At 62.6% G+C, this 22,758-nt stretch carries 23 protein-coding genes; 20 read left to right on the forward strand and 3 right to left on the reverse strand.

The window, feature by feature from the left end:
- Positions 1-3: 3 nt before the first annotated feature.
- Positions 4-1,023, reverse strand: a complete 1,020-nt coding sequence (locus ACAty_RS05510; RefSeq protein ID WP_004871713.1) for a glycosyltransferase family 4 protein — start codon at positions 1,021-1,023, stop codon at positions 4-6.
- Positions 1,020-1,859, reverse strand: coding sequence for a UDP-2,3-diacylglucosamine diphosphatase (locus tag ACAty_RS05515; RefSeq protein WP_004871716.1), 840 nt, complete (start codon positions 1,857-1,859; stop codon positions 1,020-1,022). The genes ACAty_RS05510 and ACAty_RS05515 overlap by 4 nt, the downstream gene beginning before the upstream one ends.
- A 248-nt stretch (positions 1,860-2,107) precedes the next feature.
- On the opposite strand from ACAty_RS05515, the gene ACAty_RS05520 reads away from it, so the two are divergent.
- The 13 genes from ACAty_RS05520 (at position 2,108) to ACAty_RS05580 (ending at position 15,911) form a co-directional block, all read left to right on the forward strand.
- Positions 2,108-2,890: a winged helix-turn-helix transcriptional regulator gene (locus ACAty_RS05520; protein ID WP_004871718.1), complete on the forward strand. Its 783-nt coding sequence runs from the start codon at positions 2,108-2,110 to the stop codon at positions 2,888-2,890.
- Between the two features lie 111 nt (positions 2,891-3,001).
- Positions 3,002-3,688, forward strand: coding sequence for a MotA/TolQ/ExbB proton channel family protein (locus ACAty_RS05525; RefSeq protein ID WP_004871719.1), 687 nt, complete (start codon positions 3,002-3,004; stop codon positions 3,686-3,688).
- Positions 3,688-4,089: an ExbD/TolR family protein gene (locus ACAty_RS05530; RefSeq protein WP_004871723.1), complete on the forward strand. Its 402-nt coding sequence runs from the start codon at positions 3,688-3,690 to the stop codon at positions 4,087-4,089. The genes ACAty_RS05525 and ACAty_RS05530 overlap by 1 nt, the downstream gene beginning before the upstream one ends.
- Before the next feature lie 44 nt (positions 4,090-4,133).
- Positions 4,134-6,533, forward strand: coding sequence for a TonB-dependent receptor (locus ACAty_RS05535; protein WP_153801805.1), 2,400 nt, complete (start codon positions 4,134-4,136; stop codon positions 6,531-6,533).
- A gap of 100 nt (positions 6,534-6,633) precedes the next feature.
- Positions 6,634-7,563, forward strand: coding sequence for an energy transducer TonB (locus ACAty_RS15215; protein WP_238323818.1), 930 nt, complete (start codon positions 6,634-6,636; stop codon positions 7,561-7,563).
- Positions 7,449-8,414, forward strand: a complete 966-nt coding sequence (locus ACAty_RS05550) for an ABC transporter substrate-binding protein (protein WP_238323826.1) — start codon at positions 7,449-7,451, stop codon at positions 8,412-8,414. The genes ACAty_RS15215 and ACAty_RS05550 overlap by 115 nt, the downstream gene beginning before the upstream one ends.
- 2 nt (positions 8,415-8,416) lie before the next feature.
- Positions 8,417-10,015, forward strand: a complete 1,599-nt coding sequence (locus ACAty_RS05555) for an ABC transporter permease (protein ID WP_051620746.1) — start codon at positions 8,417-8,419, stop codon at positions 10,013-10,015.
- A gap of 12 nt (positions 10,016-10,027) precedes the next feature.
- Positions 10,028-11,131 (forward strand): ABC transporter ATP-binding protein, encoded by a 1,104-nt coding sequence (locus tag ACAty_RS05560; RefSeq protein ID WP_004871734.1) that lies wholly within the window; start codon positions 10,028-10,030, stop codon positions 11,129-11,131.
- Positions 11,132-11,134: 3 nt separating this feature from the next.
- Positions 11,135-11,854, forward strand: coding sequence for a COG4280 domain-containing protein (locus ACAty_RS05565; RefSeq protein ID WP_004871737.1), 720 nt, complete (start codon positions 11,135-11,137; stop codon positions 11,852-11,854).
- On the forward strand, positions 11,851-12,027 hold the full coding sequence (locus ACAty_RS16100; protein WP_014002844.1) for a hypothetical protein: 177 nt from the start codon (positions 11,851-11,853) through the stop codon (positions 12,025-12,027). Before ACAty_RS05565 ends, ACAty_RS16100 begins: the two co-directional genes overlap by 4 nt.
- Positions 12,028-12,055: 28 nt before the next feature.
- A complete protein-coding gene (locus tag ACAty_RS05570; RefSeq protein WP_004871743.1) occupies positions 12,056-12,856 on the forward strand; it encodes a ribonuclease T2 family protein in 801 nt (266 codons plus the stop codon).
- A gap of 435 nt (positions 12,857-13,291) precedes the next feature.
- Entirely contained in the window at positions 13,292-14,761 is a 1,470-nt protein-coding gene (locus tag ACAty_RS05575) for an efflux transporter outer membrane subunit (RefSeq protein ID WP_193787416.1), read from the forward strand.
- Positions 14,754-15,911, forward strand: a complete 1,158-nt coding sequence (locus ACAty_RS05580) for an efflux RND transporter periplasmic adaptor subunit (protein WP_004871756.1) — start codon at positions 14,754-14,756, stop codon at positions 15,909-15,911. Before ACAty_RS05575 ends, ACAty_RS05580 begins: the two co-directional genes overlap by 8 nt.
- 196 nt (positions 15,912-16,107) lie before the next feature.
- On the opposite strand, the gene ACAty_RS05585 is transcribed toward ACAty_RS05580, so the two are convergent.
- Positions 16,108-16,719, reverse strand: a complete 612-nt coding sequence (locus ACAty_RS05585) for a Yip1 family protein (RefSeq protein WP_004871761.1) — start codon at positions 16,717-16,719, stop codon at positions 16,108-16,110.
- 367 nt (positions 16,720-17,086) lie between these two features.
- Between ACAty_RS05585 and ACAty_RS16290 the strand changes: the two genes are divergently transcribed.
- The 7 genes from ACAty_RS16290 (at position 17,087) to pilW (ending at position 22,751) form a co-directional block, all read left to right on the forward strand.
- Complete coding sequence (locus tag ACAty_RS16290; protein WP_038471752.1) at positions 17,087-17,368, forward strand: twin-arginine translocation signal domain-containing protein; 282 nt, start codon at positions 17,087-17,089, stop codon at positions 17,366-17,368.
- Positions 17,361-17,654, forward strand: coding sequence for a multicopper oxidase domain-containing protein (locus tag ACAty_RS16295; protein WP_038471754.1), 294 nt, complete (start codon positions 17,361-17,363; stop codon positions 17,652-17,654). Before ACAty_RS16290 ends, ACAty_RS16295 begins: the two co-directional genes overlap by 8 nt.
- Positions 17,655-17,765: 111 nt before the next feature.
- Positions 17,766-19,028 (forward strand): IS256 family transposase, encoded by a 1,263-nt coding sequence (locus ACAty_RS05600; protein ID WP_004868469.1) that lies wholly within the window; start codon positions 17,766-17,768, stop codon positions 19,026-19,028.
- A 30-nt stretch (positions 19,029-19,058) separates the two neighbouring features.
- Positions 19,059-20,207, forward strand: coding sequence for a multicopper oxidase family protein (locus ACAty_RS05605; protein WP_226859578.1), 1,149 nt, complete (start codon positions 19,059-19,061; stop codon positions 20,205-20,207).
- A 164-nt stretch (positions 20,208-20,371) separates the two neighbouring features.
- Positions 20,372-20,800, forward strand: a complete 429-nt coding sequence (gene ndk, locus ACAty_RS05610) for a nucleoside-diphosphate kinase (protein WP_004871770.1) — start codon at positions 20,372-20,374, stop codon at positions 20,798-20,800.
- A complete protein-coding gene (gene rlmN, locus ACAty_RS05615; RefSeq protein ID WP_051620747.1) occupies positions 20,797-21,909 on the forward strand; it encodes a 23S rRNA (adenine(2503)-C(2))-methyltransferase RlmN in 1,113 nt (370 codons plus the stop codon). The genes ndk and rlmN overlap by 4 nt, the downstream gene beginning before the upstream one ends.
- Positions 21,906-22,751 carry a type IV pilus biogenesis/stability protein PilW gene (pilW, locus tag ACAty_RS05620; protein ID WP_038471758.1) on the forward strand — a complete coding sequence of 282 codons (846 nt, stop codon included), beginning with the start codon at positions 21,906-21,908 and terminating at the stop codon, positions 22,749-22,751. The genes rlmN and pilW overlap by 4 nt, the downstream gene beginning before the upstream one ends.
- The last annotated feature ends 7 nt before the right edge of the window (positions 22,752-22,758 follow it).

The following is a 22,758-nucleotide window of genomic DNA, read 5'->3' on the forward strand; positions in this document are numbered from 1 at the left end:
GTCCTAGTGCCGGCCCCGGGCCGGTACGAGGTTGCCCAGGAATTCTCGGGTACAGCCAGCCCAGTCGTAGACCATCGCGCGTTCCCGACAGGACTCCCGCGACAGCTCCAGGGCCGCCAGCGCCGCCGTGCGCAGATCGGCATCGAGGATGCCGTTGATGCCATTGCGCACGGTGGCCAAGGGACCTACCACGGGATAGGCCGCCACCGGTACACCGCAGGCATTGGCCTCGAGGATGACGAGACCCAGGGTATCGGTGCGGCTGGGGAAGACCATGACATCCGTAGCCGCCAGATGGCGGGCGAGATCCTCGCCCTGGCGCATCCCCAGCCAGTGCACGTCGGGATAACGGGACTGCAGTTCCGCCGCCTGCGGCCCGTCACCGATGACCACCTTGCTTCCGGGCAACTGCAGGCGCAGGAAATCCTCCACATTCTTTTCCACCGCCACCCGCCCGAAATACGCATAGACCGGACGCGGAAGGTCCAGGATGGCGTGCCGTTCCGCCTCGGGGAGTGGGCGAAAGAGCGTGGTGTCCACGCCGCGGCTCCAGAGTGCCAGGCGGGTAATGCCACGGGCACGCAGGTCTTCGGCCAAGGCAGGGTTGGAGACCATGGTGTGGGCCGCGCCACCGTGAAACCAGCGCAGAAAGGCGTAACTCAAACCCAGCGGCACCGGCGCCCGTGCCGCCAGATATTCGGGAAAGCGAGTGTGGAAGGAGGTGGTGAAGTCCCAACGCCGACGCTTGCAGTAGAAGCGTGCCGCAAGCCCCAGCGGGCCTTCCGTGGCGATGTGCACGGCGTCCGGCTGGAAATCGCCAAGCAAGCGCTTAATCGAGGCGTAGGGGCGTAGGGTCAGGCGAATTTCGCGGTAGGTGGGGCAGGGCACGGTACGCTGGCCAAGACTGTTGACCACCAATACCTCGTGGCCCATCCGCTGCGCCTGTGCGGCGGTTTCGCTGAGGGCACGCACGACACCGTTGATCTGCGGATGCCAGGCGTCCGTGACCAGCGCGATCTTCACGCGACGACTTCCTCATCCAGCGCCACGCTCTGGGGGTCGAGCAGCGGCCGCTGGTCCACGGGTAATCCGTCCGGGCCCCAGTGCACCAAGTGCATCTGGCCGTCAAAGTCCTCCACCAAAGCGGTGCAGCTCTCCACCCAATCGCCGTCGTTGAAGTATTGGACACCGGCCAGATTCTTGATTTCGGCGTGGTGGATGTGGCCGCAGACCACACCATCGTAGCCCGCCTGATGACAGCGCAGGGCAAGGAACTGCTCGTACTGGCTGATGAACTGCACGGCTTTTTTGATGCGGTGTTTGACGAAGGCGCTGAGGGACCAGCGGCTGCGGATGCCCAGCAGACGATTGAGGCGCTGATGGTAACGGTTGAGGGCGAGCAGGAGTCCGTAGCCGCGATCGCCCAGGCGGGTCAGCCAGACGGCGTAGCGGGCGCTGACATCGAACTGATCGCCGTGGGTGACCCAGATGCGGCGACCATCGGCGGTTTCGTGCACGCAGTCGGTAACGATGCGGATATCCCCGAAGTGCAGACCGCCGCCCTCGGCCTCCAGCAGAGAGTGCAGAAAGCCGAGGATGGGGTCGTGATTGCCCTGGACATAGACCACCCGAATGCCATTGCGTGCCTGCCGCAGGATCTTCTGGATTACGGTGCTGTGGGCACTGGGCCAGTACCAGCGTCGCCGCAGTGCCCAGAGATCGATGATGTCCCCCACCAGATACAGGTGTGCGGCGCGGTAGTGGCGCAGAAAATCCAGCAGGGCCTCGGCCTGGCAACCCTTGGTTCCCAGATGGATGTCGGAGATGAAGATACTTCTGCAGTTGGCGGTTTCGAGCATGCTTGGGGCATTTCCAGGGGTGCCGACATCGGGAAAAGTCAAAACGTTACCTGCTTCCACGGCGATTATAGGATGCTTGGCACAAAAAAGTCTTCCCCGAAGTCTGTAGGCGACAAGAATCCTCCCCTCACTGTCATCATTTTGTCATAAAAGGTTCATAAAGCTGTCATATTAGCGGGGTATCCTTGGAGCGTTGATCGAAGCTTCGTCGGCTCGACCTGGCCTGCGACCCCGAGAGGAACCCTGCCATGCTGTATGCCTTTATTGCTGGAACCCTGCACCATGCCGTCCACCTCGGTGATGCCCTCGCTCTGCTCAGCGCGGTGCGTTGGGACGAGATGGACCCCCTCTATCGTGCCCGCACCCTGCTCTTTGGGCAAGCGCCGGAAATAGATGGCTTGACCCAGCGCCTGCGTCGATCCGGTGCTTTTCCCCGCCGTGCCACCGACCGCAAGCTCGTGGCTGAAGTCTTGCGCGACTGGCGCCCGCAGCTGCTCATCTTGTTGTCCTGGCAGGGAGATCTGGCGACGGATCTGCGTCAGTGGCTGGCGGGGCCGCAGGGGGAAAATCTGCGCGTCCTCGCCCTGGGTCCGGAAGGCGACGATCAGGCCATGGCCGCCCTGGATGCCGGGGTACACGCCTATCTCACCTATCCCCTCAGCGAAACCCTGCTCATCGCCCAGGCCAGCGCCCTACTGCGCGGCGGCCAGGGCTGGGAGGGCACGGCCGTGGAGATTCCGGGAGTGCTGCGCATCGACCCCATGGCGCACCGCATCTGGGTACAGGAGCAGGAGCTACAGCTCAGTCGTCGCATTTTTCGCCTTTTTCACTACCTTGCCCTGCACCCCGGACAGACTTTTTCCGCCGCAGAGATTGCTCATCACCTCAGCGATGGGCGCAAATTCGTGCAGGAAAATACTATCGCTGCACAGATCCATCGTCTGCGCAAAGCGCTGGAAGCGGCAGGTGCGGATATCTGGCTGGAAACGGTCCATGGCTTCGGTTATCGCCTCAGCGTTCCGGCGAGCTGATTCTTCTTGTCATGCATTTGTCATAATAATGTCACAAAAATGTCATATAAGCTTCATAATACTGTCATATTCCAGTGTTAGGATTTGCTTTCCACAGCGAGGGAAAAATCCATGGACTTTTCATACATCATCCATCTGGCCAACTATTCCGAAGGTGTCCTCTACGTCCTGGCGGCACTGCTGCTGGTAGAGCTCGCGGTCATGGTCGACCGTTTCTGGTATCTGCGCCGCACCATCGTGCGCGGCGACGCCATCGTTCATGAAGTGGCCAATCAAGGCCGACTGAATCGGGAACAACTGCATGAGCTCGCCCAACGGGCCGGGGATCTGCCCGAGGGGGTACTCCTGCGCATGGCCGCTGCCCACGCCGGCCAGGTCAAAGGTGAGGCCCTCGCCAGCCGTCTCGAGGAATCCGTCATCACCCTGGCACCCAATCTCGATCGTCGCCTCTGGCTGCTGGACACCATCATCACCCTGGCACCCCTGTTGGGTCTGTTCGGTACGATCATCGGGATGTTCCATGCCTTCCACGTGTTGGCGGCTCCTGGGCACGCGCCGACGGAAGTGACGGGTGGTGTCGCCGACGCCCTGGTGGCGACGGCCTCGGGGCTCTTCATCGCCATCCTGGGACTGCTCGCCTTCAACGGGTTTAACAACCAGGTCCGCCAGATCCTGCTGCAGCTGGATTCCGTCAAGACCATGCTCATCAACCGTATGGACGGTCAACCCATGCTCAATCCCGAGGGCGATGCGGACGTTCATACCGCCGAGCTGCCGCGGATGGCGAGGGTCGGCTGATGGAGCGGCGCTACTTCGAACAACGCAAGGGGCGGGTGGAGATCATTCCCATGATCGATATCATGCTCTTTCTGCTGGTGTTCTTCATCATGATCACCTTGCAGATGATCCCCGATCAGGGCCTCAACCTGCAATTGCCCAAGTCCAGCGAAGCCAAAGCGCTGCCGCGTCCGCACTACACCATCAACATTGAAAAAGATGGCACGGTGGACGTGAAGGGCAAGCACTACGACCTTGCCGGGCTGCAGAGCATGCTCGCCCACGATGGCGACCCGGCCAAGACCGAAATCACCATTGCCGCTGACAAGGCCGTACCGTTTCAGGACTTCATCCACGTCATGGATGCCTGCCAGAAGGCCGGGGTCAGCGATATCGGCATTGCCGCCAAACCCAACGGCTGATCGCCGGTCACTTCAACCGCCACAAACCAAGAAGGAGAGTAAACGTGTCTAACCGCAATACTATCGCCACTGCTCGTGTGCATGCCGGGCACGGCACGCCGAGGTCCATGACCCCGTCGCCTCTGTTCCTCGCCCTGATGGGTGCAATGTTCTGTCCCACAGCCTTCGGTGCGGACCTTGGCAGCGCCACGGCGCCAACGCAGTCCGCCGCCGTGTCCGTGGGCGAGGTGAGTGCCGCTGCCGCAGCGGAGTCCTATCTGGGAAGCGCGCAGGCGCAATCCCTCACCCAGAAGCACAACTTCAATTCCGGCCAATCCATCAAGGTGCTGGGTAAGGAACAGATCGCAGCCGCTGGCCCTCTGGGTGGCAGTGCGCAGGCGCTCTCCTACGCGCCGGGTGTGGGTGTCACCAGTTACGGAAATACCGGGGCAACCAAGAACTCCATCAGTATCAATGGAATAAAGCAGGGTTACGGCGGCTTTTCCGGTGGCCAGATCGATGACGGCAGCCTTTCGGTGACCTTTGATGGCGTACCCATGGTGGATCCGGGCACTGGCCTGTGGGAATCACCACAAGTGCCGCAGACGGGAATCCTGCAGGGCATCAACCTCACCTACGGTCCCGGTAATCCGCAAAACCGCTGGTACAACAACATCGGCGGGCAGATCGACTTCGTTCCCCTGCAGCCCACGGCCAAACCCGGTGGCGACATCAAGCTGACCTACGGCAATTACGATTCCAAGAACATCGTGTTCAACATCCGTACGGGTAGTATCGACGGTTGGTCCACCATCATCGCCGGTGGCGCGGGTTCGTCCCAGAGTTATCGCCAGAGTCCCGATGGTTTCAATAACCCCAGCTACAGTTATGCCTGGTTCCTGAAAACCCGCAAGACCTTCAGCAACGGCGATTTTTCCGTGGGAGCCTACCTTGCCAAGGGATCGGGCTATCGGCCCGTGCCCATCCCGGTGAATCCCATCAATGGCGTGACGCTCACCGGTGCGGCAGGATCCCCCCTGTACAGTCAGACTACCACCGGCTTTTATTCCTCGCTTCCCAAGGGCATCTGGTACAAGCAGGACAGCAACAGTACCTGGTTGATCTACAGCAAGCTCAATGTGGCTCTGGACAAAACCTGGGGCCTGCACAACATGGTGTGGTACCGCCACGGCCATCGTCTGCACTTCCACTACAATAATTACGGCCTGGGCAATCCGTCCAATCTCTACGAGTACAATAACCCCCACGATGCCGTCTACGGCGACAAACTGTGGCTCAGTGCCAAGCTGCCCTACAACGACGTGAGCTTTGGTGGCTATTTCCTGAATAGCCGGTATAACACCCGCAACGCCTTCTACAATCCAGCGGACGGTGGCACGCGCTTTGTTCCCAATGCACACTATCGCAGCGACTACTTCGATCAGACCTTCCTGGCGGCCTTCCTGCAGGATCGCATCAGCCCGCTGAGCAATCTGCACATTACCCCAGGGATACGTTTCATCAACCTGCAGACCCACTACACGCCAGCAGGTCAGACGGACTTTGCCCAAGCCTATGCGCTGTATCCTAAGAACGACCAGGGACAGTTGCCCGCGGCCAATACCAGCTTCACCAAGGTAGAACCCTCGGTGGATTTCAATTGGCAGCCGCTCCATTGGCTGGCGGTATTCGCAAGCTATGCCCAGGCCTACAAGGAGCCGCAATTTGGCGGCGGCGGTGGCCTGTTCCAGAAAAAAGCGCCCATCTACAATCTGGAAAAGGGTGCGGATTACAATGCCGGCGTCAAGGTACATTTTGACAACGCGCCGTACCTGCACCACTTCCTGGCTACGGCAAGCTTCTATCATCTGCACTACACGAATCAGTACATTCCGCTTTATGACGCCAACGGTAACTACATCGGCGACGCCAATGGCGATTCGATCTACCAGGGTGTGAATATCGCCATCGAAGACGACATCCTGTACAACCTGCACGTTTTTGCCAATGCCAACTTCGAGAAGGCAACCTTCGATCACTACGTGACGAGTGGCGTCAGTTACGATGGCCTGCCCGTATCCAACGTGCCCAACAAGACCTTCAACATCGGTACGAGCTATCGCTACTACCTCTCGGGCATACTGCTCAAGCCCAGCCTGTGGTACCAGTATGTGGGCGCGCAATCCTTGTTCGACAACAATGCTGGCGCTCCGAGTACGACCAAGATGCCGGGCTACGGTACCGTCAATCTCGGTCTGCACGGCACGGTTCCCATGCAGGGCAGCGTGCCCATGTTGAAGACCGTCGACTTCAGTGTCGATATCCTCAATATTGCCAACAACCACTACAACGAGTTCGAGTACATTACTGGTGGTGGTCTATTGGGCGGTGATTCGGCGGGCCAGATTCTGGCGCTCCCGGGTGCACCCTTGACCGTATACGGCAGTATTTCTGCACATTTCTGAAAACCCATGGCAATGGCATCTGCGGATGCCACTGCCTGCCTTTGGGATTTTTCCGCGAGATTGCAAAGGCAGGCTGGGCCAAGATGGAGGTAAGCAGTCCATGAGTGTCACCGTAAACAGCGCCGGAATGCCACCGCGCGGACCCCATCGTCAGGGCTATTTTGGTCGCGGTCTGGTCATCGCCGCGCTGTTGGAGGCGGGGCTGATCATGGCCCTGGTCTGGGTCAGTAACCAGAAGGCGCCGCCGCCGCCCAAACCCAAACGAATTGCCATCCACATGGTGCAGCCGGCGCCGCCCAAACCCAAACCCAAGCCGGTTCCGCCCAAGCCCGTGGTGCAGCCTAAACCCAAACCGGTGCCAAAGCCCGTGCCAAAACCGGTGCCGCAGCCCAAGCCGCAGCCGGTAGTCCATCACATTCCGAAGCCGAGCCCCAAGCCGCTGGTGGCCAAGACGCCGGCGCCCACGGCGCCGGTGGTGCCGCCAAGCCCGCCGGTGACTGCGCCGCCGCCACCACCACCGCCGGCGCCGAGCCCCTCGGCCCAAAAGGCGGCCCTGGCGGAGTACGCGGCTCTGGTACGCGCGCGGGTGCAGGCCGACACTCGGGTTCCGGAGGCGGTACGCCTCATGCACTTGCGGGGCACCGCCATCGTCGCCTTTGAACTGACCCCGTCCGGTCGTCTGGTGTCGGCACAAATCGCGCAATCCAGCGGCATCAGCGCCATCGACAAGGCGGCCCTGGCAGCGGTGGAGAACACCAGCTACCCGCCTTTTACCAAGAACATGCCCAAGCACACGATGCGCTTGACGTCGAGGTGCACCTCTCGGCAGAGAGTGGCGGGTGACACGTCCAAAATGGAAGGTATATCGTGCGCAAACTCATCTGGATCCTCATTCCCTTGCTCATCGTCGTGGCCGTGTGGAGTTTCTGGCCGCGCCAGAAGCCAGGTCTCGTCTTCTACAGCGCCGTCAGTTACGGTCCCATGCTCGCCCAGGCCTTCACGAAGGAGTCGGGCATTCCGGTACGGGTAGTGGAGATGTCCACGGGGGCATTGCTGGCGCGCGTCTCGGCCCAGGGCAACAATCCCCAGTGGGACGTGGCTTGGTTCGATGGCGCCTCGGCGGCAGCCGGCCTCCAGCGTGCGCACCTGGTCGCCTCGGGTATCGTGCCCAGGGATATTCCCTGGACAGATCTCGGGAAGTCCCTGATTCCGGCAGATGGTGCCTGGATTCCCACGGGCTATACCCTGGCGGGTGTGTTCCTGCACCCGGCCAAGCGTCCTGCTCCCGCCACCTGGGACGATCTGCTGCAGGCGCGCTGGCGTGGGCGCTTTGCCATGAACAATCCGGCCATTTCTGGTCCTACCTATCCGCAGGTGGCGGGGTGGCTGTACAGTCATGGAGGCTGGCCAGCGGGCCAGAGCTTCCTGCTGGCCCTGAAAGCCAATGGCATGCAGGTCTATCCCAAAAATAGCAATACCATTCACGCCCTGAGCCAGGGTGAGGTCGATCTGGCCATCGTGCAGTCGTCGGCGGCCTATGCCCTTGCCGCGGAGCAGCCAGGCCGGTGGGCAGTGAGCATCCCGAAGTCGGCAGTGCTGCTGCCGCGCGTGATGGTGTTTGCGGACCATCTCAGTGCCAAGCAGCGGCGTGACGCGGCAGACTTCGCCCGTTTCATGCTGAGCCCAAAGGCGCAGGAGCTTGCCATGCGCAAGGGCGCGCCGGACGGTTATTACTGGCCCATCACCCGCACTGCTCCGACAGCGGATCCGGGGATGGCCAGCACCCAGTCCTTACCCTTGATCAATCTGGATCCGGCTTTCTGGGGTGCGCGGGAGAGTGCCATCAACGCCTGGTTCAGCAGCCACATCCTGGGGCAGTGAGGGTGAGTGTGCGGCGTTATCGAGGCATCCTGCGCACCCTGCCGGTGTGGCTGATCATCCTGATCTTTTTTGTTTACCCTCTGGGGCGATTCCTGCTTTTGCCCTGGTTTCCCCATTGGGCGCCCGAGAGCCTCGGGGCGGCCTCCTGGCCCAGCGATGGCTGGGCGGCTTTGCGCAACTCCGTGGTGCTGGCCATTGCCGCCGCCGGCTTGGCCGCGGCCTTGGGTACTTTCTGGGCCTGGGCCATGGAGCGGCGGCGCAGTGCCTGGCATCCTTGGTCCGAGGCGGTGCTCTGGCTCATTTTTCTGATGCCCAGCTATCTCCTTACCACGGGCTGGGAGATCCTGTTCGCTGCGCCGATTCTTCGCCACGGCTTCTTGCACGACGGGTTCTATAGCCCTGTGGGTATCATCGTCCTGCTCGCCGCCAAGGCGCTGCCCTTTGCCATCTTCGTGGTGCGCCCGCTCTGGGCTGCCCTGGGCCACGAACTGACGGAAGCCATGCGCATCTTTGCCGTTCGTCCGGGTCGGGCGGTGCGGGTATTTCTGCGCTTGGCCATACCCGTTGCCTCCGCCGCCACCGTGGTGTCCTTCATCGAGAGTGTCCAGGAATTCGGCATTCCGGCAACCCTCGGGGCACACCTGCATCTGCCGATCCTGACCTATTCCATCTACGCGGCCCTGAGTACCTCGCCCCTGAATTTCGTGGGTGCGTCGCGGCTTGCCTTGCTCCTGGTGGTTCTCGCATTTTCTGGGGCGCTGGTGCAGATCGCGCTGCAAAGGCGCTTTGGCGCGGTGCTCGTGCATGCACAGGTCCGGCATCGGCTTCCCGCGCGGCCGAAACGATCCGAGGCCCTGGTGATTGCCGCGATGAATCTGGTGGTGGGTGTACTGGTCCTCGTCCTGCCCATGTTGGCCATCGTCCGCTCCGCTTTTCAGGGCGGCGTGTCGGCATTGCGTATGGCCGACTGGGACCCGGTCCTGCACTCCCTGGGCTTTGCCCTCCTGGCAGCATCCCTGGCCATCCTGCTGGCCTGGCTGTTTGCACGCAGCCTGGTCTCCGGCGGCGTCGGTGGACGGGCCATGGACGTGTTTTCCATGGGGAACATGGCCGTACCCGGACTGGTACTGGGGGCGGCCTACATCATGGCCTTCAACCTGCCCGGCTTCTCCCTCTACGGCGGCAGTCTCCTGCTGATTCTGGCCTATACGGCGGCTACCGCGCCCATGCTCACCCGCCTTTTGCAGGCGCCCATGGCCCAGCTGGATCGGTCGCTGGGGGATGCCGCTCGCATCCACGGGGTATCGGCCTGGGTCCGCTGGCTGGACATCGATGCGGCCCTGTTGTCGCGGCCGCTGGTGCGCGGCTGGCTTCTGGCCTTTGGCACGGTGATGTTTGAGCTGCCGGTATCGGAACTCCTTTACCCGGCGGGCAAGACGCCCTTGGGGGTTGCGGTACTCGCCCTGAACAACGGTGAGCATTTTGCGGCGGCGGCGCGCCTTGCCCTGGGCGGTTTGGCGAGCGTGGCTCTGGTTACGGTGGTGGTGCTGGTGCTGCTGCGTTTTGCACTCCCCGATTACCGGATGGCTGTGACACAATAGGAGGCGAGCGGTATGGCGACGGCAAGGGAGTGGGTGCCAGCGGTGGGTGCGGCGCATGCAGGAGAAGCCAGCGACGGTGCGGCGGCGCTTCTGGAAGTGCAGGCCTTGCATCTGCGCTTGGGGCGAAAGACGATTCTGCGCGGGATCGATCTCCGCTTGAATCCGGGCGAGGTCGTGCTACTCATCGGTCCCTCGGGCTCGGGCAAGAGCAGCCTGCTGCGCGCCATTGCCGGGCTCGAACCCCTGGAAAAAGGCCGTATTCGGCTTCAGGGAGACCTGTTGGACGATGGCCGCGGTACGGCGCTCAGCCCCGAGCAGCGACGGATGGCCATGGTTTTCCAGGAGCACGCCCTGTGGCCGCATCTGACGGTGGAAGAGAATGTCCAGTTGGTCATTCCCGGGCGTAGCGGGCGCGAGAAGACGCGCGCGTTGCTCGAGCGTATGGGCATCGCCCAGCTCGCCAAGCGCCGACCCCACGAGATTTCCGGTGGGCAGCGCCAGCGGGTGGGGCTCGCGCGGGCCCTGGCCGTGGCTCCCAGCCTCATGCTCATGGACGAGCCGCTGTCCAGCCTCGATGTGGAGTTGCGCGAACAATTGCGTTTGGAGATTCGGCGCTGGCTGCGGGAGTTGGGTATCGGTGCCTTGATCGTCAGCCACGATCCCGACGACCTCTGGCGTCTGGCGGATCGGGTCGTGGTCCTCGCCGATGGCCGTGTCGTCCAGGACGGTTCGCCCCAGAACCTCTACGATCACCCGCAACTGCCCTGGATCGCACGCTTCACCGGCGCCCAAGGGCCTTTCCCGGCGCGCTGGGAGGATGGCATGCTGGACTTCGCTGGACAGGGGCTGAAACACCCGGGCTTTGGTGGCGCCTCTGGCTCGGGTTGGCTCTTCATCCGACCTGAGCGTGTGGAGATCCGGGGCGAGGCCCAGCGGGGGCTTGCGGCTGTGCTGCGCCATTGTGCCTTTGAGCGCGGCCACTATCGCAGCTACTGGGAGCTCCCGGGTTTGTCCGATACTTTGGTCGCCCTATCCAGCAGTGCGCCGCCGGCGCACGCGCGCCTGTGGGTCGACCCACAACAGCTTTTCTTTTTTCCACGATCTTCACAGGAGTGAATTATGTCGCCCTGGCAAATCGTTACGGCCACTGGTCTTGCTGCCATTGTCGAATGGGTCGAGGCCTTCACCATCGTCCTCGCCGTCGCCCTGACCATTGGCTGGCCACGGGCGCTGGGGGCGAGCATCGCCGCCATCCTGACCCTCGTGGCCATGACCGTGGCCGGCGGCAGCCTCTTGCTGGCGGGCATCGATGTCCTCTGGCTGCAGGCGGTGGTGGGCATCTTCCTGCTCTTTTTTGGTAGTCGCTGGTTGGCCAAGGCCATTGCCCGCGCCTCCGGGCGGGTGCCCCTGCACGATGAGGAGAAGGCCTTCGCCAAGACCCAGGATCGGCTACGCGGCGATGTTTCGGCGGCTTGGCTCGTAGCCTACAAGGGCGTATTGCTGGAGGGGCTCGAGGTATGGCTCATCGTCATCGCCCTGGGAGCGCAGACCCACACCATGACCCTTGCCGCCGCTGCCGCCGCCGGCGCCCTGGTCCTGGTCGCCCTGGCGGGGGGCATCATCCATCGCCCCCTGCGACGGGTTCCGGAGAACAGTATGAAGTTCTTTGTCGGTGCCATGATCACGGCCTTCGGCAGCTATTGGACTCTGCACGCCCTGGGTCTTGCTTGGCCCGGTGAGGACGCCGCCATCCCGGTGCTGGTGGCCTTTTATCTCTTGACTGGTATGCTTGCCGTACTGCTGCTGCGGGCGAACAAGGTACGCGGGGTGGCGGCATGAGAGCCTTGTGGAAAACCCTCTTTGGTGACCGCTATACCGTTGCCGTGGTTCTGCTGACCCTGGTCCTCAACTATGCCCTCTTGCGCAGTCCCTGGGCATACGTGGCAGCATACACCTTTCCCGCCATCCTCATGGCGGGTATCGTCTGGATGGCTTGGCGACAAGGAGAATGACGTGCGCCATAAAAAGGAAGGGAGCGTAATGGCTTGGATGCTGGGGCTCGTGCTGGGCCTGCTGTGCTGGTTTGGTCCTTTGACGGCTTGGGCCAAGGAAAACGTCCCGCCCGCTGCCGAGATGCGCTTTCAGCACTACACCTTTGCCCTGCTGTGGCAACCGGGGGTGTGCAAGGCCTGGAGCGATGTGGGCGCAAGCTGCGCCCATATGGGTCCGCGTTCGCGGGCTAGTCGGGAGTGGAGTCTGCACGGTCTTTGGGCAAGCCGGCCCGAGGTTCTGGTGCGTCAGCAAGTACCGGATGAGACCTGGTGGAAATACGGCTGCAACTGGTTCGAGCCGGGTCGTCCGCCGCTTCCCCACGACTCCTGCAGCGCCCTACCGGCCTTGAAACTCTCGCCCGCCACGGAAAGTCGTTTACGCGAGCACATGCCCATGACCAACAACTGTCTGGATCGGCATGAGTTTTACAAGCACGAGGTTTGCTTTGGATCCAGCCCCGATGCCTATTTCACCCAGGCCCTGAATCTCTTGGACAAGGTCAATGCCAGCAGTTTCACCGCCTTCGTCCGCGACCACCGCGGTGAGTGGGTACGTCGCGATGCCTTGTTGCGTGCCTTTGCCGATGCTTTCCATGGCCACAGCGATGCCCTGGAGTTGCGCTGTGAGCAACCCGATGGCGCCCGCGGTGGACCCAGGCGCGAGGGTACGGTGTTGACGGAAGCGTGGATCACCTTGCGCGCCGATAAAGTTGCCGACTTCCCGGCGCCGGATAGTCTGATGGCCGGACGCAAGGGGAATTGCGCGCGCCTAATCCATATCCTGCCCTGAGATCTTGTCCCAAGCTGGGCAAGGAAGAACCAGCGCGACCGACGCCGGCGGCGCCGCATGCCTTTGGCGCTGGCGCGGCGGCTCGATCCGCCACCCAAGGTGTTTGCGACGAGACCTGCGGAGAACCGCTGCCCGTCGGCGGGCAGCATCGCGGTTGCCACCATCGCGGTCGCCACCATCGCATGGGGATGCGGAATGGCTCACGTTTGGGACGATCCCGCGGCAGGCTGTTGTTTGGATCTCGAAACGCGGATGCAGAGGACGCTTGGGCCTCGTCGGTGCTACACTCGCGCCAAGGTTTGGGCCGCTGTTCGAGAACCAGGTGATTGGCTGGACGTCAATATCGTATGTGTTTGTCGTGGACACGAGGGTCCACGGCCTGCACCAGTTTAGCGTGCGTGCGGGCCGGTTACGCGAGTGTGGTGGGCAGTGCCGATGTTTGGTGAGCGGCAGATTGTGGCAGTGAAGTTCCGACCACATCATCTCATGCCCGCCCTCTTTCTGCTCCTCACCGGCTGTGCGGGCTTGCCCAAGTATCTCCCCCGGAACGGCGACGCCACGGCTCTGCCGAAAATGGCACGCCCCGCGGGCATGACCACCATCCCCTGGCCGCGCGCGCGTTGGTGGCAAGCTCTACGGCAACCGGCCCTGAATACCTTGGTGGCGCAGGCCCTTGCCCACAATCCCGACCTACGGGAGGCCAGTGCCCGGGTGCTGCTGGCCGAGGCCCAGGTGACGGCGGCCCATTCCCGGTTGCTGCCCCACTTTCAGCTCGGTCTGGCCTTTACCCAACAGTACTTTTCGGCCCAGGGGCTGCACCTCAGCGCCAACGGTACGGGCAACTTCTATACCGAGCTCAATCCCATCGAGGCCCGGTATCACGTCGATCTCTGGGGGCGGGACGCCGATCTGGTGCGGGCGGCGCGGGGTCGTCTGGCCATGGTACGAGCGCAGGCCGCCCAGACACGCTTGCTGCTCAGCACGGCCATAGCCCTGCATTATGTGGCCCTGCAGGGGGACACGCAGCTCCTGCGAGAGGAAAGACGGCTGCGTCACTGGCAGAAGGCAGCCCTGCAGGTGGCCGAGCAGGCGTACCGTAGCGGCCTCGAGGATCGCAGTGCCGTGGACGGGGCGAAGGTGACTTTGCAACAATCTTCCCAGCGCTGTGCCGCCCTGGTAGCTGCCATCGCTGCCCAGAAACACGCACTGGCAGATCTGGCGGGGCAGGGGCCCGATGCGGTCATCGACGTGAACGCAGCGGATGCTCGCCAACCCCTGCCGGACGTGGGTGTACCCGCGCAGCTGCCCATGGGGCTTCTCGGTCGACGACCCGATATCGTTGCCGCGCGCTGGGCTGTGCGCGCGGCCGCCGCCCAGGTTGGGGCCGCGCGTGCGGCCTTCTATCCCAACATCAATCTTCGGCTTCTGGCCGGGTGGAACAGCATTCACCTGGCGGATCTCTTTGACCCCGGCAATTTTGCCCACGCCGTCGGTCCCGCCATTACTCTGCCCATCTTTGAGGGGGGCGCGCTCCGGGCTCAGCTGAGGTCGCAGAATGCGGTTTTTCTGGCAGCACAGGACCACTATCGAGCGACGATCCTGAATGCTTTACGGCAGGTGGCCGACGTACTCAGCGAGGCCCAGCGACTGCAGCGCGATGCCGCAGCCTTGCGTGCCCAGTGGCGGTCGCAGCGAAACCAATGGCTCCTGCAGCGCTCGGCCTGGCGCAGTGGTCTGGCATCTCGGCTTCCCAGTCTCGAGGCGCGCATTCAGTTGCAGCGCACCAGGGAAGCAGAGACGGTAGATCGAACCCGGCGCCTGCAGAACTGGGTATTATTGGAATCGGCCTTGGGCGGCGGTTATACCTTGGCCCATGAGCAGCAGACAAAGGAGCACGATGGCTGAAGCAGAAGGGCAGGTACGTCCGTCCCGTTCCCGTAGTAATTTCGCGATCTTTGCCGTGGTTCTGCTGCTGCTCGCGGCGGGCTGGGGTATCTGGTGGATGTTGGTGGGCAGCCAGCGCATCCGCACCAACGACGCCTACGTGCAGGGTAACATCGTCCCCGTACAGGCGCAGACGGAAGCTACCGTCCGCCGCGTCTATGTAGAGGATACCGAGTACGTCCATGCGGGAGCACTGCTCGCCAGTGTCCAGGGCGATCGCAGCTACCTCGCCCTGAAGGCCAGCGAGGCCGCCCTGGGCCGGACGGTACGCGAGTTACGCCGGGAGTTCGCCGAGGTGCAGCGCCTGCAGCACAGCCTCGACGCGCAGAAGGCAGAGTATGCCAAGCTGGGCGAGAATCTCTCACGCTATCGCAAGGCGCAGGCAGGCGGTGCGGTAGCCACCATCCGCATCACCGATACGCAAGCGGACATGCGCGTGTTGCGGGCCCAAATGGGAGCGACACGGGCCAAATTGGCGGCGGCGCTGGCCCTGGTGGGTAACACCAACCTGAGCGACAATCCTCTGGTACGTGCGGCGGTTACCCGGGTGGAGAGCGCTTATCTTTCCTGGGCCCGCCGGGATCTGCGCGCTCCCGTCAGTGGCTACGTGGCACAGCGCCACGCCTACCCCGGTCTGCGGATCCACCCGGGTCAGCAGCTCTTCAGCATCGTACCCCTGCATGGGCTCTGGGTGGTGGCCAATGTCAAAGAGACGGAAATGGCCCAGGTTCGGCCGGGCGATACCGTCCGTCTCACCAGCTATTATTACGGTGATTCGGTTGTCTATCGTGGGGTCGTGGAAGGCTTGGTGCCCGGCGCCGGCAGCGCCTTCTCCATATTGCCGCCAGAAAACGCCACCGGAAATTATATCCACATCGTCGAGCGTGTTCCGCTGCGCATCTCTCTGCCCGCCAAGGCACTGGCGAAGCATCCCCTGCGTCCGGGCTTATCCATGGTGGCACGTATCGACATCGCGGGGAAGGGTAAACGCAGTGTGCTTGCGCCCCTCACCAAGACGCCCGTCGAGGGCTACGAGACTGGCATCTACCGTCGCGAGCTGCAAAGGGCGCGCCAGCTGGCGCAGAGGATCATTGCCCAGAACGCGGGCTGAAGAACCTGCACTGCGCCACATGACCCAATGGGCACACAGCCGATCGACCGCGACAGCGGCACAGAGGGCGCCATTTTGGGAGGACTCCATGGCCTATCCCTCTACATCCAGGCGCCGCCGACCCCGAGAAGCCGTAGGGACCGTTGCTCGGCGTCCGACGGGAAAAGCGGCTCGCCGGTGGGATCCGTTTTCCGGTTCAAAACATCGGTGTCGACAAGGGTGTCCCCGCAAAAACGAGGGAGCCGACGATCATTCTCAGGATGAAGTTGATCACCAAGGCGATGACGACGATCACCGCGGTAAAAGCGATGCTTTTGTCCGCAGGGCACTGGAGGGTCTGCGGCAATGCCAGATAGAGCAGGTAGATGGCGTAGATGGCAGCTATCAGAACGGCGATGGCGCCCAGGGGCGGTATGATGAGCAGAACCCCGGCAATCCAGATCGGAGCGATGGCGTAGGCGACCGTCTTGGTGGCTTGCACGAGATCGGCTGAGCACTGGAAGGATGGGCTCAGTGCCTTGATTATCCAGGATAGCAGAACGACCAGGGCAATTCCCGTCACATAACTGAGGATGGCACTGGTGACCAGAATACCGGTCCCCATGAGCATATAGGGTTTGAGCATCCCAGACATGCGCCCGACCCACCAGAGGCTGCCCAGAAGACCGGCGACGGCAGGCACGGCGGCGAGCCAGACTACCCAGCCCAGATAAAGGCTATTGATGGATGTTGCTTCCCCGGCAATCTGCGCCCAAAGTTCGCGGGGGTTGGTGAACATTAGTTGAATACGTTGAAATATGGAATTCATCGTCTTATCGCTCCTGCCCCGGTGGGGCCTTAAAGTCTAGTATCCCATGGGGTCATCTACAAGTCTGTTTTACGGGGCGAAACCCTGGTGTGAATTTCCGTGACATGACCTTTTCCCACACGCTTGGCCGGCCTGTGGTCCCATGGATTCCGAGGTAGCCCAAGCGCTTTCCCGACGTTTTCAGAATTTGGAGCTTTGCGCGAATCTTGGCATACGCGGATGCCACGACCACATCGGGCCCGGGCTTTAGGCGAGTGTCCGACGAAGGTGCCGCCCAAAAAACTAAACCTTACAATCGCTTCACGGTTGTCGGATTGAAAGGTCTGCTCTAGAGTGGTCGATAACCCGTTGCACGAGGATCCTAGCCATGCCGCACCAGCGTGTATCTTCACAATCCCGCTCCACCTCCCGTCGCCTTTTCCTGCGTGAGCTTGCCGCCGCCGCACTTCTGGCCGGCACCAGCAACTGGGTGCGGGCCGCTCATATGGCGGGAATGTCCATGGCAGCGGGATCCGAATCCATGGGCATGGGGGCCATGGGTTCCATGTTGGCAACGACTCCGATCCTCAGGCACACACCGAGCTTTGCGGGGCCCTTGCCCATCCCGCCTCTGTACGCCGGGCAATCGCGCCGCCGATGGCGTGCGTGAATACCGTCTGGCCATAGCGGCAGGGCAAGCCCAGCTGAGTGCTGGGCTGGCGCCAACCCCAACCTGGGGTTATCGCGGTGCGATCCTGGGGCCAAGCCTGCGCATTCCCCGGGGAGAACCCATACGGATCCTGGTCCACAACGGTCTCGATCAGAGTACCACCACCCACTGGCACGGCGCGCACGTGCCCGGCGACATGGACGGTGGACCGCAGAGCCTGATCGCCCCGGGGCGGACCTGGCACTACCACTACACCATCGATCAGCCGGAGGCGACGCTTTGGTGAGCTATGCTCGAATCTGGTGTACGGGAGGTCTACAACTAGCTTGAGGAGGGTGGCGCACTGTTGCTAGAAAAGGGTTTCTGGATCCGATTCGCAACGAATGAGGAGTGCGCCATGCAAGAGAGTACTGGTTTCGACGGAGGAATGGGAGAGTTGGGCCTGAACATCGAGGGCTTATTGCGGCGGTCCGCGCGCCAGCTGATCCAACAGGCCATCGAGGGCGAGGTGCAGGTGCTGCTGGAGGAGTATGCCGCGGTACGCATGGTCGATGGTCGCCGGGCCGTCGTGCGGAATGGATATCTGCCGGAGCGGGAGATCCTGACAGCGGTCGGCCCCGTGCCTGTACAGGTCCCCAAGGTGCGAGACCGCTCCGGTTCGGGCGTGGTCTTCCGTTCTTCCCTGGTACCGCCCTACGTGCGCAAGTCGCGGACCGTGGCCGCAGCGCTCCCCTGGTTGTACCTGCACGGGGTATCGTCGGGACGGATGCACGAGGCGCTGTCTGTTCTCCTGGGCGAGGAGGCCAAGGGGCTTTCTCCGGCCGTGCTGGGACGCTTGAAAGTCGAATGGGCGCAAGAGCATGCCCAATGGCAGCGCCGGTCTCTACAGGGAAAACGCTACGCCTATTGGTGGGCCGACGGGGTCTATACCCAGCTGCGGGCGGAGGACGATCCCCGGATGTGTCTCTTGGTCATTATTGGCGTGACGGCCGAGGGCAAGAAGGAGGTCGTGGCGGTCACCGACGGTTTACGGGAGTCCAAAGCCTCCTGGCTAGAGATCCTGCGGGACTTGCGCGACCGCGGGCTGCAGGAGGCGCCACTACTGGCCATAGGAGATGGGGCGATGGGTTTCTGGGCCGCCCTGGACGAGATTTACCCACAAACCCGTCATCAGCGCTGTTGGGTGCACAAGACGGCCAACATCCTCAACGAGCTACCGAAGCGCCTTCAGGGGAAAGCCAAGGCCGCCCTGCAGGCGATCTGGATGGCCGACACCCGTGAAGCTGCGGAGAAAGCCTGGCAAGCCTTCGTGCGGGACTACCAGGCCAAATATCCCAGAGCGGTCGCAAAGCTCGAGAAGGACCGGGACGTGCTGCTGACCTTCTTCGACTTCCCGGCAGAGCACTGGCGGCATATCCGCAGCAGCAACGCCATCGAATCGACCTTCGCCACCGTACGGCAACGCAGCAGCCGCACTAAAAACTGTGTCTCTCGAGCCACTTTCCTTGGCCTGAGCTACAAGCTCATCCAGCAGGCAGAGAGACACTGGCGCGGGATTCAGCATCCGGAAAGACTGCGCGAGCTCTTTGCCGGGGTGACATTTGTCGATGGGATGCCTGCCAACGAAACCCGGCTGGATCCTCAACAGGACGCCGCCTGAATCGTGTTAGCAAATGCTCATACACCAATCTTGACCATAGCTCCGCTTTGGTACCACCCGCACCCGAACGGCCGCACCGGACCGCACGTTTACGCTGGCCTTGCCGGACTCTATCTGGTGCAGGACGGTAGCGCGGAGCGCCTCGGCCTACCGCGGTACTACGGTATCGACGACGTGCCGGTCATCGTGCAGGACCGCCTGCTGGATGCACACGATCGCCTCGTGTACATGCCTCAGGTCATGGACGTCATGGGCATGAAAGGCAATCGTTTCCTCGTCAACGGTCGCGAGTCGCCGGTACTCGAAGCGCCGGCGGGATGGCTGCGGCTGCGGCTGCTCAACGGCTCCAACGCGAGGCTCTACAATTTCGCCCTCTCTGGGGATCGGACTTTCTATCAGATCGCCACGGACGCCGGCTTTCTCGAAGCGCCAGTCGCCTTGCAGCGTCTCTTGCTGGCACCGGCGGAGCGTGCCGAGATCCTGGTGGACCTGCGTCACCTCGATGGCAAACGCTTGTGGCTACGCAGCGATTCCGCCGCCGTGGTCCCGAGCCTCAGCACCATGCCCATGGACAGCGATGCCTACGATCGCAGCGTTTTCGATCTGCTGGAGATCCGGGTTGGTCCGGCCCGAGCGCCCGGTGGGCGCCTGCCGGAGCACCTCGCCACCCTGGCGAATCTGCCCGAGATCCAGCGGGAGCGGCATTTCAGTTTGCAGGGGATGATGGGTGGCATGGGCGGTGGAGGGATGGCTGGCATGGCTGCCCTGCGCAAGGCGGCGGCCAAGGCCCCACGCAACGGTCCAGGGGGTATGTCCATGGGCATCGGGAATCTCCCGCTGTTCACCATCAACCATCTAGCCATGGACATGCGGCGCATCGATTTCTCCACCACCCTCGGCAGCACGGAGCTGTGGGAGGTCGTCAATCGGGCGCACATGGCCCACACCTTCCACGTTCATGGGGTGTCCTTTCGCATCCAGAGCCGCGATGGACGTGAGCCGCCACCGTGGGAGCGTGGCTGGAAGGACGTCGTCCTGATTCGTCGCGGTGAGAGCGTGCGTCTGGCGATGACCTTCACCCAGCCCGCCAGTAAAGCCTTCCCCTTCATGTACCATTGCCACATGCTGGAGCACGAGGACAATGGCATGATGGGGCAGTTTACGGTCGTGCGCAGCTGAGTCTCTTGCGGAAAACCGGGTAAAAGGCGTTTGGGTTTTCCCCGGCCGCTGACCGCGCGGGTAACGCTGAAAAGGCCTGGCCTCATCCGAGCCTAAAATTGCGGGCAAGACATGCCGGTGCTAGTCTATGCACGCTTTTACCTTTTGGCCCCATTGAGGATTTTATGGCAGTTGAGCGCACCCTTTCCATAATCAAACCCGACGCCGTCAAAAAAAACGCCATCGGCGCCATCCTGTCCCGCTTCGAGCAGGCTGGCCTGCAGGTGATTGCTGCTCGGATGCTACAGCTGAGCGCTGCCGATGCGGGAGGCTTTTACGCCGTGCACAAGGACCGCCCCTTTTACGGTGAGCTGTGTGCGTTCATGAGCAGTGGCCCGGTATTGGTCAGCGTCCTGGAAGGGGAGGGTGCCATTGCCAAGAATCGCGAACTCATGGGGGCCACCAATCCCAAGGATGCGGCGCCGGGGACCATTCGCGCCGATTTTGCCGAGAATATCGACGCCAACGCCGTACACGGATCGGACAGCGCCGAGACCGCAGCCTGGGAGATAGCCTACTTCTTCTCAAAGAGGGAGTTGTGTCCGCGCTCATGAGCGAACCGCTTGCTACCGCCGGCCCGGTGGGCGCAATGCCCCACCTTCTGGGCTTGGATCGGGCGGGGCTGGTGGCGCTTTTGCAGGAGTGGGGCGAGCCTCCCTTCCGGGCGAGCCAGATCCTGCAATGGCTGCACCAGCGCCAGGTAGACGATTTTGCCGCCATGAGCAACATCAGCAAGGCCTTGCGGGCTCGGCTGATGGCCGAGACCCGCTGGGACGAGCCCGAGGTCATTGCCGATCAGCTGGCCCGCGACGAAACCCGCAAGTGGCTTCTGAGGTTGCCCGATGGTAATGCCATCGAGACGGTCTTCATCCCAGAGGAAGATCGCGGGACGCTCTGCATTTCCTCGCAGGTGGGTTGCTCATTGGCCTGCAGTTTCTGCGCCACCGGTGCCCAGGGGCTCAATCGCAATCTCAGCAGCCACGAGATCGTCGCCCAAGTGCGGGTGGCGCGCCGTCATCTGGGTCTGGATGCGATCACCAATGTGGTTTTCATGGGTATGGGCGAGCCCTTGCTCAACCTCAAGCAGGTGATCCCGGTCATTCGTCTGCTGCTCGACGATTTTGCCTACGGGCTCAGTTCGCGTCGGGTGACGGTGAGCACGGCCGGGGTTTTGCCGGGCCTTGAACAGTTGGGGCGGGAGACCCCGGTCAACCTTGCCATCAGCCTGCACGCCAGTCGGAACGATCTGCGCGACGAGCTCGTTCCCATCAATCGCCACTATCCACTTGCGCAGCTCATGGCGGCCTGCCGAAGCTATCCGCTGCCGCCGCGGCGACGCATCACCTTTGAGTACGTCATGCTGGATGGAGTCAACGACAGCGATGCCGATGCCCGTGCCCTGGTGCGACTGCTGCGTGGACTGCCGGCCCTGGTGAATCTGATTCCCTTCAATCCCTTTCCCGGCAGCCCCTATCGGCGCTCCAGTCTGGCCCGCATCGACGCCTTTCGCGAGATTGTTCTGAGCGCCGGAATCATGACGGTGACGCGGCGACCACGTGGTGACGACATTGCAGCGGCCTGTGGTCAGCTGGCGGGACAGGTCCACGCTGGTCGGCGCGCCCTGGTGCCGATGCCTGCCCGCCGGGTGGAGCTGCGACCATGAGGCGTAGCGCGTGGCGACTTCCCTTGGCGCTGATCCTGGTCGCCGGTACGCTCTCGGGCTGCGGACTTTTTTCCAGCAAGCGCAGTAATCTGGCGCCAGCAGAGCTGGCGGCGCAGGAGGCGCGACAGAACGCCGCCGCGGCGGAATCCCGCGGCCTGCGCGCGCCGCCCACCGACAAGGCTGCCATCTACACGTCCTTGGGGGCCGCCTATCTGCAGGACGGCCATCCGCGGGAAGCCATCCGGCAACTGCAGCTTGCCCTGAAAGAACCGGGCAACCACGGTGAGGCCTACAATGTCATGGCCTTGGCCTATGCCAATCTCGACCAGACCGAGGCGGCCTCCCAGGCCTTTTCCAAGGCCCTGGCGGCGGATCCCAAGAACCCGGAGTATCTGAACAACTACGGCGCCTTTCTAGTGCAGCACAAGGACTACGCCAAGGCCATCCCCTACCTCAAGCGCGCCACGGAAGACCCCTTGTACGCGACGCCTCAGTTTGCCTGGACCAACCTAGGGCTTGCCTACATCGGCCTGAAGGATCAGGCGGCGGCGCGGGCTGCGCTGGCGCGGGCGCTGTACCTGAAGCCGGCCTACCCACCGGCGCTGCAGGTTCTGGCGCAGCTGGATTTTACGGCGGGCGATCTTCCCGCAGCCTACTCCCACGTACGCGAAGTCTTGGCGCAGGAACCCCAGGAACAGCCGGCACTCCTGCTTGCCGGCCGTATTGCAGCTGCCCAGGGGCAGCGACGAGAGGCAGAGGAATATTGGCAGCGCTGTGTCAACGCCAATCCGTATTCGCCGGCGGGCAAGGAAGCGCAGCGTTTGCTTCTGGGAGGAGGGTGACCGTCAC

It is taken from the genome of Acidithiobacillus caldus ATCC 51756 (assembly GCF_000175575.2).
Taxonomy (GTDB): Bacteria; Pseudomonadota; Gammaproteobacteria; order Acidithiobacillales; family Acidithiobacillaceae; genus Acidithiobacillus_A; species Acidithiobacillus_A caldus.

Bases quoted from the DNA above. Each gene is read 5' to 3' on its own strand.
- ACAty_RS16100 (WP_014002844.1), top strand. From the start codon at position 11,851: ATGAGAGCCTTGTGGAAAACCCTCTTTGGTGACCGCTATACCGTTGCC.
- ACAty_RS05600 (WP_004868469.1), top strand. From the start codon at position 17,766: ATGCAAGAGAGTACTGGTTTCGACGGAGGAATGGGAGAGTTGGGCCTG.
- ACAty_RS05560 (WP_004871734.1), top strand. From the start codon at position 10,028: ATGGCGACGGCAAGGGAGTGGGTGCCAGCGGTGGGTGCGGCGCATGCA.
- ACAty_RS05585 (WP_004871761.1), bottom strand. From the start codon at position 16,719: ATGAATTCCATATTTCAACGTATTCAACTAATGTTCACCAACCCCCGC.
- ACAty_RS05530 (WP_004871723.1), top strand. From the start codon at position 3,688: ATGGAGCGGCGCTACTTCGAACAACGCAAGGGGCGGGTGGAGATCATT.
- ACAty_RS16290 (WP_038471752.1), top strand. From the start codon at position 17,087: ATGCCGCACCAGCGTGTATCTTCACAATCCCGCTCCACCTCCCGTCGC.
- ACAty_RS05575 (WP_193787416.1), top strand. From the start codon at position 13,292: ATGTTTGGTGAGCGGCAGATTGTGGCAGTGAAGTTCCGACCACATCAT.
- ACAty_RS05525 (WP_004871719.1), top strand. From the start codon at position 3,002: ATGGACTTTTCATACATCATCCATCTGGCCAACTATTCCGAAGGTGTC.
- ACAty_RS05580 (WP_004871756.1), top strand. From the start codon at position 14,754: ATGGCTGAAGCAGAAGGGCAGGTACGTCCGTCCCGTTCCCGTAGTAAT.
- rlmN (WP_051620747.1), top strand. From the start codon at position 20,797: ATGAGCGAACCGCTTGCTACCGCCGGCCCGGTGGGCGCAATGCCCCAC.
- ACAty_RS05520 (WP_004871718.1), top strand. From the start codon at position 2,108: ATGCTGTATGCCTTTATTGCTGGAACCCTGCACCATGCCGTCCACCTC.
- ACAty_RS05565 (WP_004871737.1), top strand. From the start codon at position 11,135: ATGTCGCCCTGGCAAATCGTTACGGCCACTGGTCTTGCTGCCATTGTC.
- ndk (WP_004871770.1), top strand. From the start codon at position 20,372: ATGGCAGTTGAGCGCACCCTTTCCATAATCAAACCCGACGCCGTCAAA.
- ACAty_RS15215 (WP_238323818.1), top strand. From the start codon at position 6,634: ATGAGTGTCACCGTAAACAGCGCCGGAATGCCACCGCGCGGACCCCAT.
- ACAty_RS05515 (WP_004871716.1), bottom strand. From the start codon at position 1,859: ATGCTCGAAACCGCCAACTGCAGAAGTATCTTCATCTCCGACATCCAT.
- ACAty_RS05570 (WP_004871743.1), top strand. From the start codon at position 12,056: ATGGCTTGGATGCTGGGGCTCGTGCTGGGCCTGCTGTGCTGGTTTGGT.
- pilW (WP_038471758.1), top strand. From the start codon at position 21,906: ATGAGGCGTAGCGCGTGGCGACTTCCCTTGGCGCTGATCCTGGTCGCC.